A 12,850-nucleotide genomic window follows, 5' to 3' on the forward strand; every position below is an offset into this window, starting at 1 on the left:
ATGCTCTTCACGTCGCTGCATTTCATCGTCTTTTTCATCGTGGTGCTGGTGCTCAACCAGCGCCTGAAGTCGTGGCCGACTGCGCAGAAACTGATGCTGCTGGCCGCGAGCTACTACTTCTACGGGCAGTGGGAATGGCAGTACCTGCTGCTGATCTGGTTCTCGACCATCGTCGATTACCTGATCGGCCGACGCCTGGCGAACACGACGCGTCCGCGGCGACTGATCGCGGTGAGCGTGCTGGTGAACATCGGTTTCCTGGCGATCTTCAAGTACGCGAACTGGCTGATCGCCACCGTCAACGGTGGCGCCGAAGCGCTTGGCACCGCCTTCCACATCACGCCGATCGATGTGCTGCTGCCGGTCGGCATCTCGTTCTACACGTTCCAGAGCCTGTCCTACACGATCGACGTCTATCGCGGCGAACTGCCGCCGCGCCGCAACCTGCTCGACTACGCGCTGGCGGTCGCCTTCTTTCCGCAGCTCGAGGCCGGCCCGATCGTCCGCGCCAAGGAGTTCTTCGCCGAACTCGACGGCGACAAGCGCATCAATGCCGGCGACGTGCAACGTGCGCTCGTGCTGATCGCACTCGGCTACGTCAAGAAACTGGTGTTCGCCGACAACCTCGCGCTGCTGGTCGATCCGGTGTTCGACCATCCCGCCGCGCACGGCTTCTGGGACACCCTGCTCGCTGTCTACGGCTTCGCGTTCCAGATCTATTGTGACTTCTCCGGCTACACCGACATCGCGACCGGCTGCGCACTGCTGCTCGGCATCCGCTTCCCGAAGAATTTCAATCATCCCTACGTCGCCGAGAGCTTCCAGGACTTCTGGCGGCGCTGGCACGTCACGCTGTCGCGTTGGCTGCGCGACTACCTGTACATCTCGCTCGGCGGCAACCGGAACGGCGCCGCACACACCTACGCGAACCTGATGATCACGATGCTGCTGGGTGGCCTCTGGCACGGAGCGAGCTGGAACTTCGTGATCTGGGGCGGTCTGCACGGACTGTATCTGTCGTTCGAGCGCGCCGTGTTGTTCCGCCTGCGCTGGTGGAACAGCGAGGCGCTGCCGATGCGCGCGCTGCGCGTGCTGGTCACGTTCCATCTGGTGTGCCTGGCGTGGGTTTTCTTCCGCGCGCACAGCTTCGAGCAGAGCCGCACGCTGCTGCACACGCTCGCGCATCCGACACTGGCGAGCTTCTCGGTCGGCGACCATCTCGGCCTGGCGGCGCTGCTGCTCGCGCTGTTCGGCGCGCAGTTCCTCGGCAACTACGGCCGGCTCAAGGACCGTCTCGCCGATAGCCGCGGTGCACTGTTCCCAGCTGCGATGGCCGCCGTCGTGCTGTTCCTGATCTGGTTCACGCCGGCAGCGACGATTCCCTTCATCTACTTCCAGTTTTGATTCCCGGGTTCTGACATGCGCGGCTTCCTGCTCAAATTGCTCGCGGCATCTGCGCTGATCGTGATGGCGGAAGCGGCGTTCCAGGCTGGCATCTGGGAGCCGCTGGCCAAACCGGACAGCCACGCCGGCACCAGCGTGCGCCTGAAGCGCGCGTTGACCGATCCGACGGTGCGACGCATCGACTACGTCACGCTCGGCAGTTCGCGCCCGGAATACGGCATCGACCACGCGCTGCTGGCCGCCACGGCGCAGCAATCCGGTCACGTGCATGCCGACCTGACCATGCCCGGTTCGCACTGGATGACGATAGGCATCCTCACGCGCTGGCTGCAACGCGAACATCCGGAAGTCCGTGGCGGCATCGTCGCGCTGTCGATTGCGGATCTGGCATACCCGGGCAATGGCAACTACGAGCTTGGCATCGTGTATCCATTCCGCGACATCGGCGATATTCCCTGGATCGCGCAGCACGTGCCGTTCGAGCGCAGCGACGTCGAAAGCTACGGCGCGTATTCGGCGCTGTTCGGCTGGCGCCAGGATGTCCGCGACTTCATTGCCGCACCGCGCCAGCGCCGGGTTTCCCTTAACTGGTTCGCGCAACTGCCAACTTCGACGATGCTGTTCTCCAACCCAGAGTCGCACGGCGACATGTGTGCGTTCGGTCTCGATAGGCTTTCGGCCTGCGACAGGGTGGATGCATCGACAGACCCTCAACACGATGGCCTCAAGCGCCAATGCAAGGAACTGCGCGGGATGGCCTCGGGCCGGAGCGATTTCCGGCTCTCGCAACAGCCACTCTCCGTGTCCATGCAAAAGACCCGTGACATCGTCCAGGCGCAGCTGCGCGCGACGCAGTGGCCCGAACCGCCGTTGGTCGTCCTGATGCCGGTACCCGGCATCTGGACACGCGATGTTCTAGGCATCGGCCTGCACGACTGGGCGCTCGCGATCCTGCAGCCGCTCGCCGACGAAGGCCGCATCCATCTCGTCGATGCGACCGGATTCTTCGATAGGGACGGTGACGCCGGATGCAGCGCGTTCTTCGATTTCTACCACCAGAACGCAGAAGGTCGCGAGCGCTTCACACGTTGGTTGTTGCCACAGGTAGAGTCAATGCTCTATGCGAACCCGGGCAGTTCAGGTTCACGACTTTCGACGACTGCCTCTCAAGCATCGAATCATTTGCCGACGCCCGCACGCAACTGAAAACAAGTGGACCCAGAGGTCGTCTTGTAGGTCGAATCCGCTCGTTGATCATGCCCGGAAGTGTGCCGCGTATCGAGCAGTCTGAAGTTACGATAGTAGGTTGCCCTGGAAATAGATGAGCGTATGCCCGCACGTTTGCGCATGTATGGACCCGCCATACTCATAGGGATCGGGATTGCTAGCTGTATCAGCGGCTTGCTCTGGTATCGGATGTGGCTCGCGCTGCCCTGGAGCCGGTTTTCCGAAAGCTTGGCAGTAGTCCTCATTTCGCTCCTATTGGCAGCCGCGATGCACCGCCTGCGTGGTTGGGCTTTGGCGCATGCTCTGGCTGCGATCGCATGCGCTGCACTGGTGTTTTTCGCCGGCATGCTACCGACGATAGCGACTCTCGCGCTCGCGGCCACTGCGATCGCGGTCGGCAGCCTGCTGATTCCACAGCGCGATGCGCTCGACGCAGTTATCGCGCTGCCGGTCGGGCTAGCCTTGATCGGCGGCTGTCTCGGCTGGTTAATGCCGCTGCCGCTGCACCATAGCGGGGTCTATTTGGTCGTCGCAGCTGTCCTCTGCATCTGGCGCGCACAGGAACTGCGCACTGCGGGTATCGCGCTCTGGTACGCCTGGCAGGACAACGTCGCTGCTGCGCCGTGGCATGCCGCCGCCGCCGTGCTTGCGCTTGGCCTCGCTACGACTGGGGCTTGGCTGCCGACCATGCAGTCCGACGATCTTGGTTACCATCTTGGACTGCCGAGTCAACTGCTGAGGGACGGCTTCTACGCACCCGATCCGGCGCAGCAGATATGGGTGCTCGCGCCGTGGCTCGGCGATGTCGTGCAAGGCATAGCCGAGGTCCTGGCCGGGCACGAAGCGCGCGGCGCCGTCGATACACTGTGGATGCTGTCAGCGGCGGCAGCGCTGGGAAGCTTGACGACGACTGTTCGCACAGACGCTCGCATCCGATGGCTGGTCGTCGCGCTGTTTGCAAGCATGCCGCTACTGGCGTCGCTCGTTGCCGGTATGCAGACCGAATTGCCGGCGACGGCGCTGATTGCTGCCATGGCGCTCGTGATCATGCGCATGCCGGGAGACCGACTGACGTGGTGCGCCGCCGTGCTTGCCGGAGGCTTGTTCGCGTTGAAGTTCGGCCAGGCAGTGGCTGCGCTGGTGCTGTTGATCTGGGCACTCGCGCGCGTACGCGACCGCGTCGACGCAAAGCGCGTGGCCGTGGCGATACTGCTGTTCTTGCTGATAGCAGGGTCGAGCTACTTCCATGCCTGGCGCATCAGCGGCAATCCGCTGCTGCCGCTGTTCAACAATGTCTTCCAATCCCCGGTCATGGCGCCGCATCAGCTCGACGACGTGCGCTGGCATGCCGGTTTCAGTCCGACTCTCTTGTGGGCGATCACGTTCGATACGAAGCGTTATCTGGAGGCCGAGCCAGGCGGGTACGGATTCGTGCTCGTGGCATTCGTCGGGGTATGGCTGCTGGCGTTGTGGCGACGCGAAACGCGCAGCCTTTCGCTGGCGGCTAGCGCCATCATCTTGTTGCCGCTACTACCTATGCAGTATGCGCGCTACGCCTTTCCGGGCGTGGCATTGCTCTTGGCGCCGCTGGTGATCACGGGCAGCACGGTGCTTGGTGTACGCCGTTTCGCTTACGTCGGGTTTGCACTGTGTCTGTTGAACTTCGCGTTCCATGCCAATGCGAGTTGGGTCTTGAGCACTGTCGCGCGCAAGCGCTTGCTCACGAATCTTGGCGATACCCAGCTCGTGTTGCAGCGCTTCGCGCCCGAGCGTTTGCTGATTGCAGAACTGCACGAGCGCGATCCGACCGATTCCGTGGTGCTCGCCCTCAATCCCGAGGCACCCTATATCGCAGAATTGGCTGGCCGCGGACGCACGGTGTCCTGGTATTCGCCGACGCTGGAAGCGGCAAGATTCGATGCCGAAACCGATGCAAGCGGCCGCCGCTGGAAAAACCTGATCGACGCCACGCACGCCCGCTGGTTGCTGCTGCGCCCTGATCTACTCAGCCCGGCACAGCGCGCAGCGCTTTCGCTCGGTGGGGCCCGGCAAGTCATTACTGCCGGCGTGGCCGAGCTGTGGTCGTGGGGCGATCCCGCCCTCGGCCGGACTGCACTCCCATGAGTCTGCTACGCCAAGGACGACACTTTGCGCTTATCGGCGTCGCGCAATGGCTGCTGGACTGGGGCGTCATGGTGATGCTCAGTCGATCCGGTGCGCCCGTCGCCATAGCGAACGTCGCCGGAAGAGTTTGCGGAGCGCTGCTCGGCTTCTGGATGAATGGCTCGATCACGTTCTCGCGTGGCGGCGCAAGACCTGGTTGGCCGCAGCTCGCTCGCTACGTGATTCTTTGGTGCGCAAACGCCGCAATGAGCACAATCGCAGTCAGCATGATCGACGCGTCGCTCGGATTGCGTGGTGCGTGGTTCTTCAAGCCTCTGATCGACGGCATCCTAGCCATCGGCAGTTTTCTCGCGTCGCGGCACTGGGTTTACCGATGAGGTAGTGCATGCCATCGTTCGTTGGGAGCAGGCTGCGGTTAAAGTTTCCCCACATTTACACATTGGTACGCCGCAGCATGGCCAGAGGTTCCATCTCCTTGTGGCCTACCTAGTGTTCCAGCGAAGCACTGACGATGCGGTAGGCGAGAGCGCGCCGGTCGCCCGAATCCGACGCTGCGCCGGGTATCCAGGTGTGCGCGGCGCGAATCGAGAGCCCGACCTCCTCTCCGGCCCGTGCCTGCAAACGCAGCGATACAGGCGTGCGCATGCCCGGGCGCAGCGCCTGTGAGAACGTCTGCCCGCCAAGCTCGATGCGCAACTCCTGCTCATTGCCGAGCTGCGGTGGCGACCAAAGCTCGAGGCGCAGGCCCTTGGCTGCACGCGTCGGCATGAGTCGCATGCTCATCTCGGCACCGGCCCAGCCGTCCGGCCACAGTCCTTGCACGCCCGCCGGCTGAGTCGCATAACCTTGCAGCTCGAGACGCTGCGCACTGCGGGCCTCGCCAAGCGCACGTTCCAGCGCATCGATCTGCGCACCAAAATGCTTCTCGCGATCGTAGAGGTAGCGCAACTGGGTGCGCAGACGACTGAAGCGTCCGGTCAATTCGCGCACATCCGCGTCGCCCAATGTGTATCCGCCTCGCAGATGCGAAGGCATCACCTCGGGCACGTAGATTGTCGCGTGCGGTGGCGCCGTCTGTGCGGCGGGACGTTCGCGCGTGTAGAGATAGATCGCGAACGATTTGCGCGAGAGATGTGCGGAATCGGCCGGCAGGCGGATCTGCGAGAACCCGTGCCATGACGCTTCGGTCGTCTCGAAAATCGCGCAGGTGTTGAATGCGGGGGCGATCCCTACCGCGTGGTCGGCCGCCGCGTTCCACGGATCGGAGTGCAGTTCGAGCATGCCGCCCCACGCCGCCGCCCAGTGCGGGTTGAGGTACACGATCAAGTTGAGACGCCGATGCCAACGCGTGCGCGGGTGGTAGTTGAAGTCCACATGCGCATCGAGACTTTGTCCATCGCGATTCTCGTGCGTCCCTCCACCAATGTAGTCGGGATCGTAGAGAAGATCGGGAATGCCGGTCGCGCGCGATACGAAATCGAGGAATTCCGCAGTCTGCAGGTAGCGATCCAGTACGCGATAGCTTTCCGAGATGTCGCGCACGTCCATGCGCACGGCCTTGCCGCCGACCTCGCCCATCTCGTTCAGCGCGTGACGGTCCTCGAAACGAGGGAAGTCGGCGAGCAGCTTTTCGCACAGCGAACGGTCAAGGAAATCGGGTATCACCACGTGGCGGAACGGCTGGGCCGCGACGAACCGGCGTTCGATTTCGTCCGCTTGCCTGAGGTTGACCGGATCAATGCACGACATGGATGCTTCCCGAACAAGGTCACGTGGCATTATACGAATCCCCCTGTACTTGCAGACTCCCCGGATGGCGCTCGATTTCCTGCTCGGATCCCCTTGTCGTGCCTGCGGGCGCCGCGCCCGCCTGCGGCGGCTCGGCGAAGTCGCGCCAACGCATCCCGGTTCGTTCCATACGCAACGCTTCGAACTCGTCCATTGCGAGCGTTGCGACGTGATCTATCTCGACCCGCCCCCCACCCCCGACGATTTACGCGTGCTCTACGAAGAGTCGGTGCAGTTTGCGGACCCGCACTATACGGACCCCGAGCGCGTCGCCAGCATTCTCGAGTACTACGGCGGCGCCGTGCGCGGGCTCGGCCTGCTGCCGGCGCCCGGTGAACGCGTGCTGGAGATCGGCGCGGGCCTTGCCTGGGTATCGCGCGCCTGCAAGGTGCTCGAACCCCGCGTGGTCACCGTCGCCCAGGACGTGAGCGCCGAATGCGAGGCAGGATGCGAATGGGTCGATCAGTACCACGTCGGCACGATCGCCACACTCGACAACCGCGAACCGTTCCGCCTGGCGTCGATGACGCATGTCATCGAACACCTCGTCGATCCCGCCGCGATGCTCGGCGAAGTCGCCAAGCGGCTCGCTCCGGGCGGCAAGCTGTTCATCACCGCGCCGTTCCGGCCGACCGGCTGGCGTCTGAGTGACGGCCTCGCCGGATGGCGCGACTACTCCTACCTCCATGTGCCGGCGCACGTCACCTACTTCTCGCGCGCATGGTTCGACAGCGAGGCGCCGCGCCACCGACTGCGCGTCGCGCACTGGGATGCGACGCACGAGCATGGGCAGGCGTTCGAGCTCGTGCTGGCGAAGTCTTGAGCGGAGATCCCACACGCCCCGCGAATGGGAGCCGCACGCGTGCGTCAAAGGCGGCTCATGCGTCAAGTGCAGCGATCCGCGACCAGAACTGCATCCACAAGCCCACATGGACGTTCCCTTGACATCCTCATCCTCCCGTTCGGTACACGCATCGACGCTGTCGCTGACGCTACGCAAGCTGACACGCTGGATCACGGTCACAGTGTTCGCGTGCGGTGCGGCGCTCTGGCTCTGGACTTCGCTGATCGCTATTGCAAACTTTGCATTCCGCTATCCTGCGTTTGACCAGTTCCGCCTGTATCGCCTCTATCTCGGCCTGCCGTTCCCAACCAACGCGATTCAGCTCGAAAACGGCCACCGACCGATTCTCCCGGCCCTAGTTCGCCTCGCTGAAATTCGCTGGTTCGACGCCGACCAGATCCTGCAAATCGTCGCCGGGTGTAGCGCAGCGTTGCTGGCTTTGATCGCGATCGTTGTCACGATCGCACGTGAAAAGACCATCCCGGCAACCACGCGCGCAGGCGCTTGTCTGCTCGCGGTGATCGCGCTGTTCTGGCTCGGCAATGCACGCATGCTTATGCATGGCAACGAACTCGTGCACACGTATTTCGTGGTCCTGTTTACGGCGCTCGCCGTCCTCGCGGTCCATGCGGCGCGCCTGCGTAGCCCGGTGTTCTGGATGGGTCTGGCCGGCCTCTGCTGCTTCGCGGCGACCTTCAGCTTCGGCACCGGCATGGCGAGCTTCGGTGCGGTGCTTCTGCTCGGCGTGATCCTGCGCCTGCGTTTGCGTGATCTCGCGATTCCCGTCGGCCTTCTCGTCGTCGCACTGACGATCTATCTGCTGGGTCTGCCCGGGAACGACGGAGTGCGCGGCACGCTTCTGCTCGACCCAATCGGAAATCTTGCTGTGCTCACGCGCTGGTTGTCGGCGCCATGGATGCGCACATGGCTTGGGCACACCGATCCGTCCATCGAACCCTGGCTGCAGTCATCCTTGCTGTCCTCCACATTGGGTCAACCGCTCGTCATCAGCGCGCGCTGGCTGGCTTCTCCATTTGGTGAAGGTGGAGCGATGCTGGAAAGCGTGGTCATCGGCGGCATTGGCGTGTGCGCGCTCCTGGTTGCGTCGGTCCATGCCTGGCGTCGCGGCAAGAGTCTGTCCGCAACGCGTGTGCTTGCATTTGGCCTGTCCGCTTTCGGGATCGGTGTGGCGGTGATCGTATGTTTCGCGCGGCTGCACGCATTCGGAACCTCGCCAAGCCAGGTCTTCGCCGATCGCTATCTTCCGTGGAGCTGCCTGTTCTGGCTTGGTCTCGCCTTGTACGCGATTGCCGGCCGGGGACCTCGTCCGGTCTGGCGCACAGCGGGAGTCGCCTGTGCGGTCGTCCTGACAGCGCTGGCCGCACTGCCGTCCCACCGCGCATTGGCCGGATGGAGCGCCGCAGTGTCCCGCCATATCCAGCAGTCCGCCGTCGCCGCGCAACTGGGCATCTGGGATGCCGCGCGGCTCGACTACGAACCCGCGGCCACCAACGACGATATTCGAACCAGCCTGGACTTGCTCAAGCAGCGGCACCTGTCGATGTTTGCCGAGCCCGCATTCAATCTTGTCGAGCATGGCTGGCACGCACCGGCGCAAATGCCTGCGCCGCTTGCCCGCGCCTATGCGCACGTCATGCGCGAATTCGACGATCCGCAGGGACATCGCCGCGTCGCCGATTTCGAGGGCTGGATGCCACGCGTCCGGGGAGTCCCGAGCGAGCCGGTGCTGGTCGTCGTCGATGCACAGGGCGCAATGCGTGGGCTCGCCAAGCTCAGTTTCATCGGACCCGGCAAGGATTCGCTGCGTTTCAATATCGCACACAAACGCGGATTCGACGGTTATGTGCTCGATCCGCAAGCGGACGAGCATCTATCGGTACTGGTTCTGGACACGTCAAACACGCAAGTTCTCGCGACCATACCGCTGCACGTACCGAACGACTCGACTCCGGGTGGTTGAACGAGCCGCCTTGCGTGGCTACGGCGCGTTTCGCTTGCGTTGCTCAGCAAGCGTCAACGCAACCTTGTCACGCAGGTACACCGGCAGCGCCTGCTCAGGCGCGACGCCCCCACCCTCGCGCGCGAGCGGTGCGGCGAGGCGCGCAATGTCGAGCGCTTGCGGATAGCGCTCGCCCTGAGCCCACAACGGCGCGGCCGGCAATCTCGCAGCGAGCGCATCGCGATAGCTCGCCCAGCCGCTGCCGATGACATTCCACGCCGCGGCCCCCGGCAATTGCAACGCGTCCGCCGAGCCGACGGATTCCACACCGATCGGTTCGACCCCACCCTCGCGCGTGCGCCGGAACGTGCCGGCGTAGACCTCGCCCATGCGCGCATCGATCACCGCGAGAATCGCGGCGCCATTGTCGGGTGCCTGCAGCGCCAGCGCCGCAAGCGAGGATACCGGCACGACCGGAATGTCGAGCGCCAGCGCGATGCCCTGCGCGGCCGAGATCGCGAGACGCACGCCGGTGAATGCGCCCGGGCCGCAGCCGACCGCTATCGCGTCGAGATCACGCCGTTTGATCCCGGCTTCGGCGAACAGCTCGTCGCACATCGGCAGCAGCAGCTCGGCATGCCGGCGCGGTGCAAGTTCGCTGCGCGTGAACGCACGCTCTCCAGCAAGCAGCGCGGCGGAACAGCATTCGGTGGCGGTCTCGATCGCGAGCAGGTTCATGGCCGCGAGTTTATCCGGCCCCGCTCCGCGCGTGCGGGCGACTGGGTGCCGGGCCGCTTTTGACACCACCTCAACGCGGCCGGTGGTAGGCTCGGGCCACCTGACGTGATCGATGACGGGAGGTCGAGGTGATGAATCCGATCGGTGATCGTTTGATCTGGCTGGTACTGGGACTCGTGGTCGGCTGGCTATCCGGCTGGCTGGTATTCGGATGGCGACGCGGCAAGGCCCCACCTGCCCCCCGCGCGGAGCTGCACCCTGCGATGCCGACCACCGTGGCGGCGCCGGCCGAAGCGCTGCCGGAACACGTCGAGGCGGTCGCGTCCTCGCGCCTGATCGACGTCGGCGCGGCTCGTGCGGCCGGCTTCAACATGAAGCACGCCGACGACCTGACCATCATCGAAGGCATCGGACCGAAGATCGATGAGCTGTTCCGCGCGAACGGCGTCGCCAGCCTCGTGCAGGTCGCACATCTGGGCGTGCAGGACATGCTCTACATTCTCGAGCGCGGCGGCCCGAGCTTCCACCTCGCCAATCCCGACACCTGGGCCGAGCAGGCGCGGCTGGCCTCGGAAAATCGCTGGAAGGAACTCAAGCACCTGCAGGAAGAACTGATCGGCGGGATCAGCCCGACAGCCGGAACCTGATCCCGCGGGAACATTCAGGATTCGACGAAAAGCGACTCCGTAAGCGACTCACTTCCGGAGCGCGGGCGCCAGGTCCCACACCCGTACCTCGAACGGCTGCAACTTCAGCGGCGTGGCCTGGCCGGCGTGCAGCGGCTGCGGGGCGCCCAGGGTGTAGACCGGTGTCGCTATCCAGTCCCGCGTCGCTCCTTGAGGCAGTTCCAGCGCGTGCTCCACATCCAGCGCGAATTCCTGCGGCTGGTCGCCCGGATTGCGCAGCGCAACCACTGCACGACCCGGGGCCCATGACGCCCAGCCGTAGACCTGCAGGCGCGCCGGATCGCCACCGATCCAGTGGCTGTCACGCAGCACGGCCGCGCGTTCACGCGCCCACTTCGCGGCGGCGGCGAGGTCATCCCAGTTCTGCGCGGTGAGCAGGTCGGGCGAGACGTACATCTCCTGCAGGCCGGTGCCGCCGGCGAAATACGAGCGCACTTCGTCGGCGAAGTCGTTGTGCGGATCCGCGTTCAAACCCTGCGCCTTGCGCGCGTAGATGATGCCGTGGAGCATCAGTGAATTCAGCGGGAACATCGGGCCCTGACGCACGATGCCACCGTAGGTGTCGGCGTCGCGATAGGTGATCCAGCGCTGGCGGTCGCTACCGACGCCGGCGAAAGAATGATCCTCGCCGCCGCGCCAGATCGAGTCGGCGGTGCGCAGCCAGAACGGCGACGGCCAGGTGCCGGTGGTGAGGTTGATGAACAAGTCCGGCTTCACCGCGCGCAAGTCGTTGATGAGCGCGATCGCCGCCGCGAAATCGCTGTCGAATTCGCTGCCCGGCGTGACCTTGTCCGGGCTGCCGGTGCCGTCGAGCTTGAACTGGTTGATGCCGTACCGCTTCAGCAGGTTCAGCGCCGCATCGTGAAACAGCGGGTAGTACTTCCTGCCCGACAGGGCGATGCCCTGGTCGTCCACTTCGTACCCCCCCGCCTTGGCGGTGGCAAGACGCTCCTCGCGCGGCGGGCCGTAGCCGCCCCAGGGCGACAGCCAGACGCCCGGTTCGGCGCCGAACTTCCCGGCCGCCTCGCGCACCGGTGTGAAGCCGTGCGGAAAGTCCTTGCTGAATTGCCATAGGTGCGCGTGGTCGTCCCAGCCGTCATCGAACAGGAACGAGTCCATCTTCACGCCGCGGTCCTGCACCAGCTGCTTGCCGTACGCGTCGATCACGTTGACCGCTTCGGCCTCGGTGTACGGCGTGAAGTAGCCGATGTCGTACCAGGAGTTGTAGTGCAGGAAGGTGTGGAACGGCGCCGCGCGCTCGTTCTCGAGATACGCCTGGAAGCCGCGGCGCAGCTGGCCGTGCGGAGCCACGCCAAGCACCGCCGAATATTCCGTGGCGACGCCACCGCGCAGCGGCAGCACGCGTTTGAGCGAAGCGGTGGCGCGGCCGTTGATCGCGCGGGCCTGCGCCATTGGATGCTCGAAGCCGAAGAAGCGGTCGTCGGCGATCAGCGGCGAGCCATCGGCGGTGCCGTCGACCCAGGCGGCTTCGAGATCCAGGTCGATCAGCGTGACCGAGGCCAGGTCGATCGTCGCGTTTGACTCGAACGTCAGACTCTCGCGCACATAGTTGCTGCCGTCGCGCAGCAGCGCGCGCCAACGCACCTTGAGGCCGCTACCCGGATCCGTGAACCTGGCGTCGAGTGCGATGCCGGCACGGCGTTCGGCGGCACGCGCCGCGCCGGGTGCGGCCGCGATCCGGTTGCAGCGGAGCGCGCCATCAAGCCGGAAGTTACTTGCATCGAGCTTCTTGCCGCCGCGCGGAAGCACCGAAAACAGCTCGCCGTTCAATGCGTGCCTTGCGGCGGCAAAGGCGTTGTCGAATTCAGCCGGGCGCACGCTCTTGCCGTTGATGGCCACGCCGAAACGCAGCGCGCCATTGGTCAGCTCGGCGTGGCTCGCATCGGTCCGGCAATGCGCGGCGCCGGGATCGCTCGGCAGCCATGGCGCTGGCAGTGTGGCCGCAGGACTCGTCCCGGCCATCACATCGACAGAGACGAGTGCAGCAGCCGCGGCGAACGCGGCGCTAAAAAACAGAAATCGGTTCATACGCGACCTCGGAGGAGTCTTGTTGACGAT

The 12,850-nt window shown here is 64.7% G+C and carries 11 protein-coding genes; 7 read left to right on the forward strand and 4 right to left on the reverse strand.

Translation table 11 applies throughout. The features are described 5' to 3' along the window. The 4 genes from ABD002_RS08665 (at nucleotide 1) to ABD002_RS08680 (ending at nucleotide 5,132) form a co-directional block, all read left to right on the forward strand. A complete protein-coding gene (locus ABD002_RS08665) occupies nucleotides 1-1,404 on the forward strand; it encodes an MBOAT family O-acyltransferase (protein WP_343789600.1) in 1,404 nt (467 codons plus the stop codon). 15 nt (nucleotides 1,405-1,419) lie between these two features. After that, nucleotides 1,420-2,610, forward strand: a complete 1,191-nt coding sequence (locus ABD002_RS08670; RefSeq protein ID WP_343789603.1) for a hypothetical protein — start codon at nucleotides 1,420-1,422, stop codon at nucleotides 2,608-2,610. 210 nt (nucleotides 2,611-2,820) lie between these two features. Continuing rightward, nucleotides 2,821-4,755 (forward strand): hypothetical protein, encoded by a 1,935-nt coding sequence (locus ABD002_RS08675; RefSeq protein WP_343789606.1) that lies wholly within the window; start codon nucleotides 2,821-2,823, stop codon nucleotides 4,753-4,755. Further along, entirely contained in the window at nucleotides 4,752-5,132 is a 381-nt protein-coding gene (locus ABD002_RS08680) for a GtrA family protein (protein ID WP_343789609.1), read from the forward strand. The genes ABD002_RS08675 and ABD002_RS08680 overlap by 4 nt, the downstream gene beginning before the upstream one ends. Nucleotides 5,133-5,241: 109 nt before the next feature. Here ABD002_RS08680 and ABD002_RS08685 read toward each other — a convergent pair whose 3' ends face one another. Both ABD002_RS08685 and ABD002_RS08690 read right to left on the reverse strand, forming a co-directional pair. Beyond that, nucleotides 5,242-6,504 carry a 2OG-Fe(II) oxygenase gene (locus ABD002_RS08685; protein ID WP_343789612.1) on the reverse strand — a complete coding sequence of 421 codons (1,263 nt, stop codon included), beginning with the start codon at nucleotides 6,502-6,504 and terminating at the stop codon, nucleotides 5,242-5,244. A gap of 19 nt (nucleotides 6,505-6,523) precedes the next feature. Next, nucleotides 6,524-6,697, reverse strand: a complete 174-nt coding sequence (locus ABD002_RS08690; protein ID WP_343789615.1) for a hypothetical protein — start codon at nucleotides 6,695-6,697, stop codon at nucleotides 6,524-6,526. Between the two features lie 57 nt (nucleotides 6,698-6,754). On the opposite strand from ABD002_RS08690, the gene ABD002_RS08695 reads away from it, so the two are divergent. Both ABD002_RS08695 and ABD002_RS08700 read left to right on the forward strand, forming a co-directional pair. Then, nucleotides 6,755-7,366: a class I SAM-dependent methyltransferase gene (locus ABD002_RS08695; protein WP_343789617.1), complete on the forward strand. Its 612-nt coding sequence runs from the start codon at nucleotides 6,755-6,757 to the stop codon at nucleotides 7,364-7,366. Between the two features lie 118 nt (nucleotides 7,367-7,484). Continuing rightward, nucleotides 7,485-9,368 carry a hypothetical protein gene (locus ABD002_RS08700; RefSeq protein ID WP_343789620.1) on the forward strand — a complete coding sequence of 628 codons (1,884 nt, stop codon included), beginning with the start codon at nucleotides 7,485-7,487 and terminating at the stop codon, nucleotides 9,366-9,368. Nucleotides 9,369-9,386: 18 nt separating this feature from the next. Here ABD002_RS08700 and tsaB read toward each other — a convergent pair whose 3' ends face one another. Next, nucleotides 9,387-10,085, reverse strand: coding sequence for a tRNA (adenosine(37)-N6)-threonylcarbamoyltransferase complex dimerization subunit type 1 TsaB (gene tsaB / locus ABD002_RS08705; RefSeq protein WP_343789623.1), 699 nt, complete (start codon nucleotides 10,083-10,085; stop codon nucleotides 9,387-9,389). A gap of 128 nt (nucleotides 10,086-10,213) precedes the next feature. On the opposite strand from tsaB, the gene ABD002_RS08710 reads away from it, so the two are divergent. Continuing rightward, entirely contained in the window at nucleotides 10,214-10,732 is a 519-nt protein-coding gene (locus tag ABD002_RS08710) for a hypothetical protein (protein WP_343789626.1), read from the forward strand. Between the two features lie 48 nt (nucleotides 10,733-10,780). On the opposite strand, the gene ABD002_RS08715 is transcribed toward ABD002_RS08710, so the two are convergent. Further along, on the reverse strand, nucleotides 10,781-12,820 hold the full coding sequence (locus tag ABD002_RS08715) for an enterotoxin (protein ID WP_343789628.1): 2,040 nt from the start codon (nucleotides 12,818-12,820) through the stop codon (nucleotides 10,781-10,783). Nucleotides 12,821-12,850: the final 30 nt, after the last annotated feature.

The sequence above is a fragment of the Dokdonella soli genome (genome assembly GCF_039523175.1).
In the GTDB taxonomy this organism is placed as follows: Bacteria; Pseudomonadota; Gammaproteobacteria; order Xanthomonadales; family Rhodanobacteraceae; genus Dokdonella_A; species Dokdonella_A soli.

Excerpts from the sequence above, each read along its gene's own strand:
- ABD002_RS08680 (WP_343789609.1), top strand. The coding sequence starts at position 4,752 with ATGAGTCTGCTACGCCAAGGACGACACTTTGCGCTTATCGGCGTCGCG.
- ABD002_RS08690 (WP_343789615.1), bottom strand. The coding sequence starts at position 6,697 with ATGGACGAGTTCGAAGCGTTGCGTATGGAACGAACCGGGATGCGTTGG.
- tsaB (WP_343789623.1), bottom strand. The coding sequence starts at position 10,085 with ATGAACCTGCTCGCGATCGAGACCGCCACCGAATGCTGTTCCGCCGCG.
- ABD002_RS08670 (WP_343789603.1), top strand. The coding sequence starts at position 1,420 with ATGCGCGGCTTCCTGCTCAAATTGCTCGCGGCATCTGCGCTGATCGTG.
- ABD002_RS08665 (WP_343789600.1), top strand. The coding sequence starts at position 1 with ATGCTCTTCACGTCGCTGCATTTCATCGTCTTTTTCATCGTGGTGCTG.
- ABD002_RS08685 (WP_343789612.1), bottom strand. The coding sequence starts at position 6,504 with ATGTCGTGCATTGATCCGGTCAACCTCAGGCAAGCGGACGAAATCGAA.
- ABD002_RS08715 (WP_343789628.1), bottom strand. The coding sequence starts at position 12,820 with ATGAACCGATTTCTGTTTTTTAGCGCCGCGTTCGCCGCGGCTGCTGCA.
- ABD002_RS08675 (WP_343789606.1), top strand. The coding sequence starts at position 2,821 with ATGTGGCTCGCGCTGCCCTGGAGCCGGTTTTCCGAAAGCTTGGCAGTA.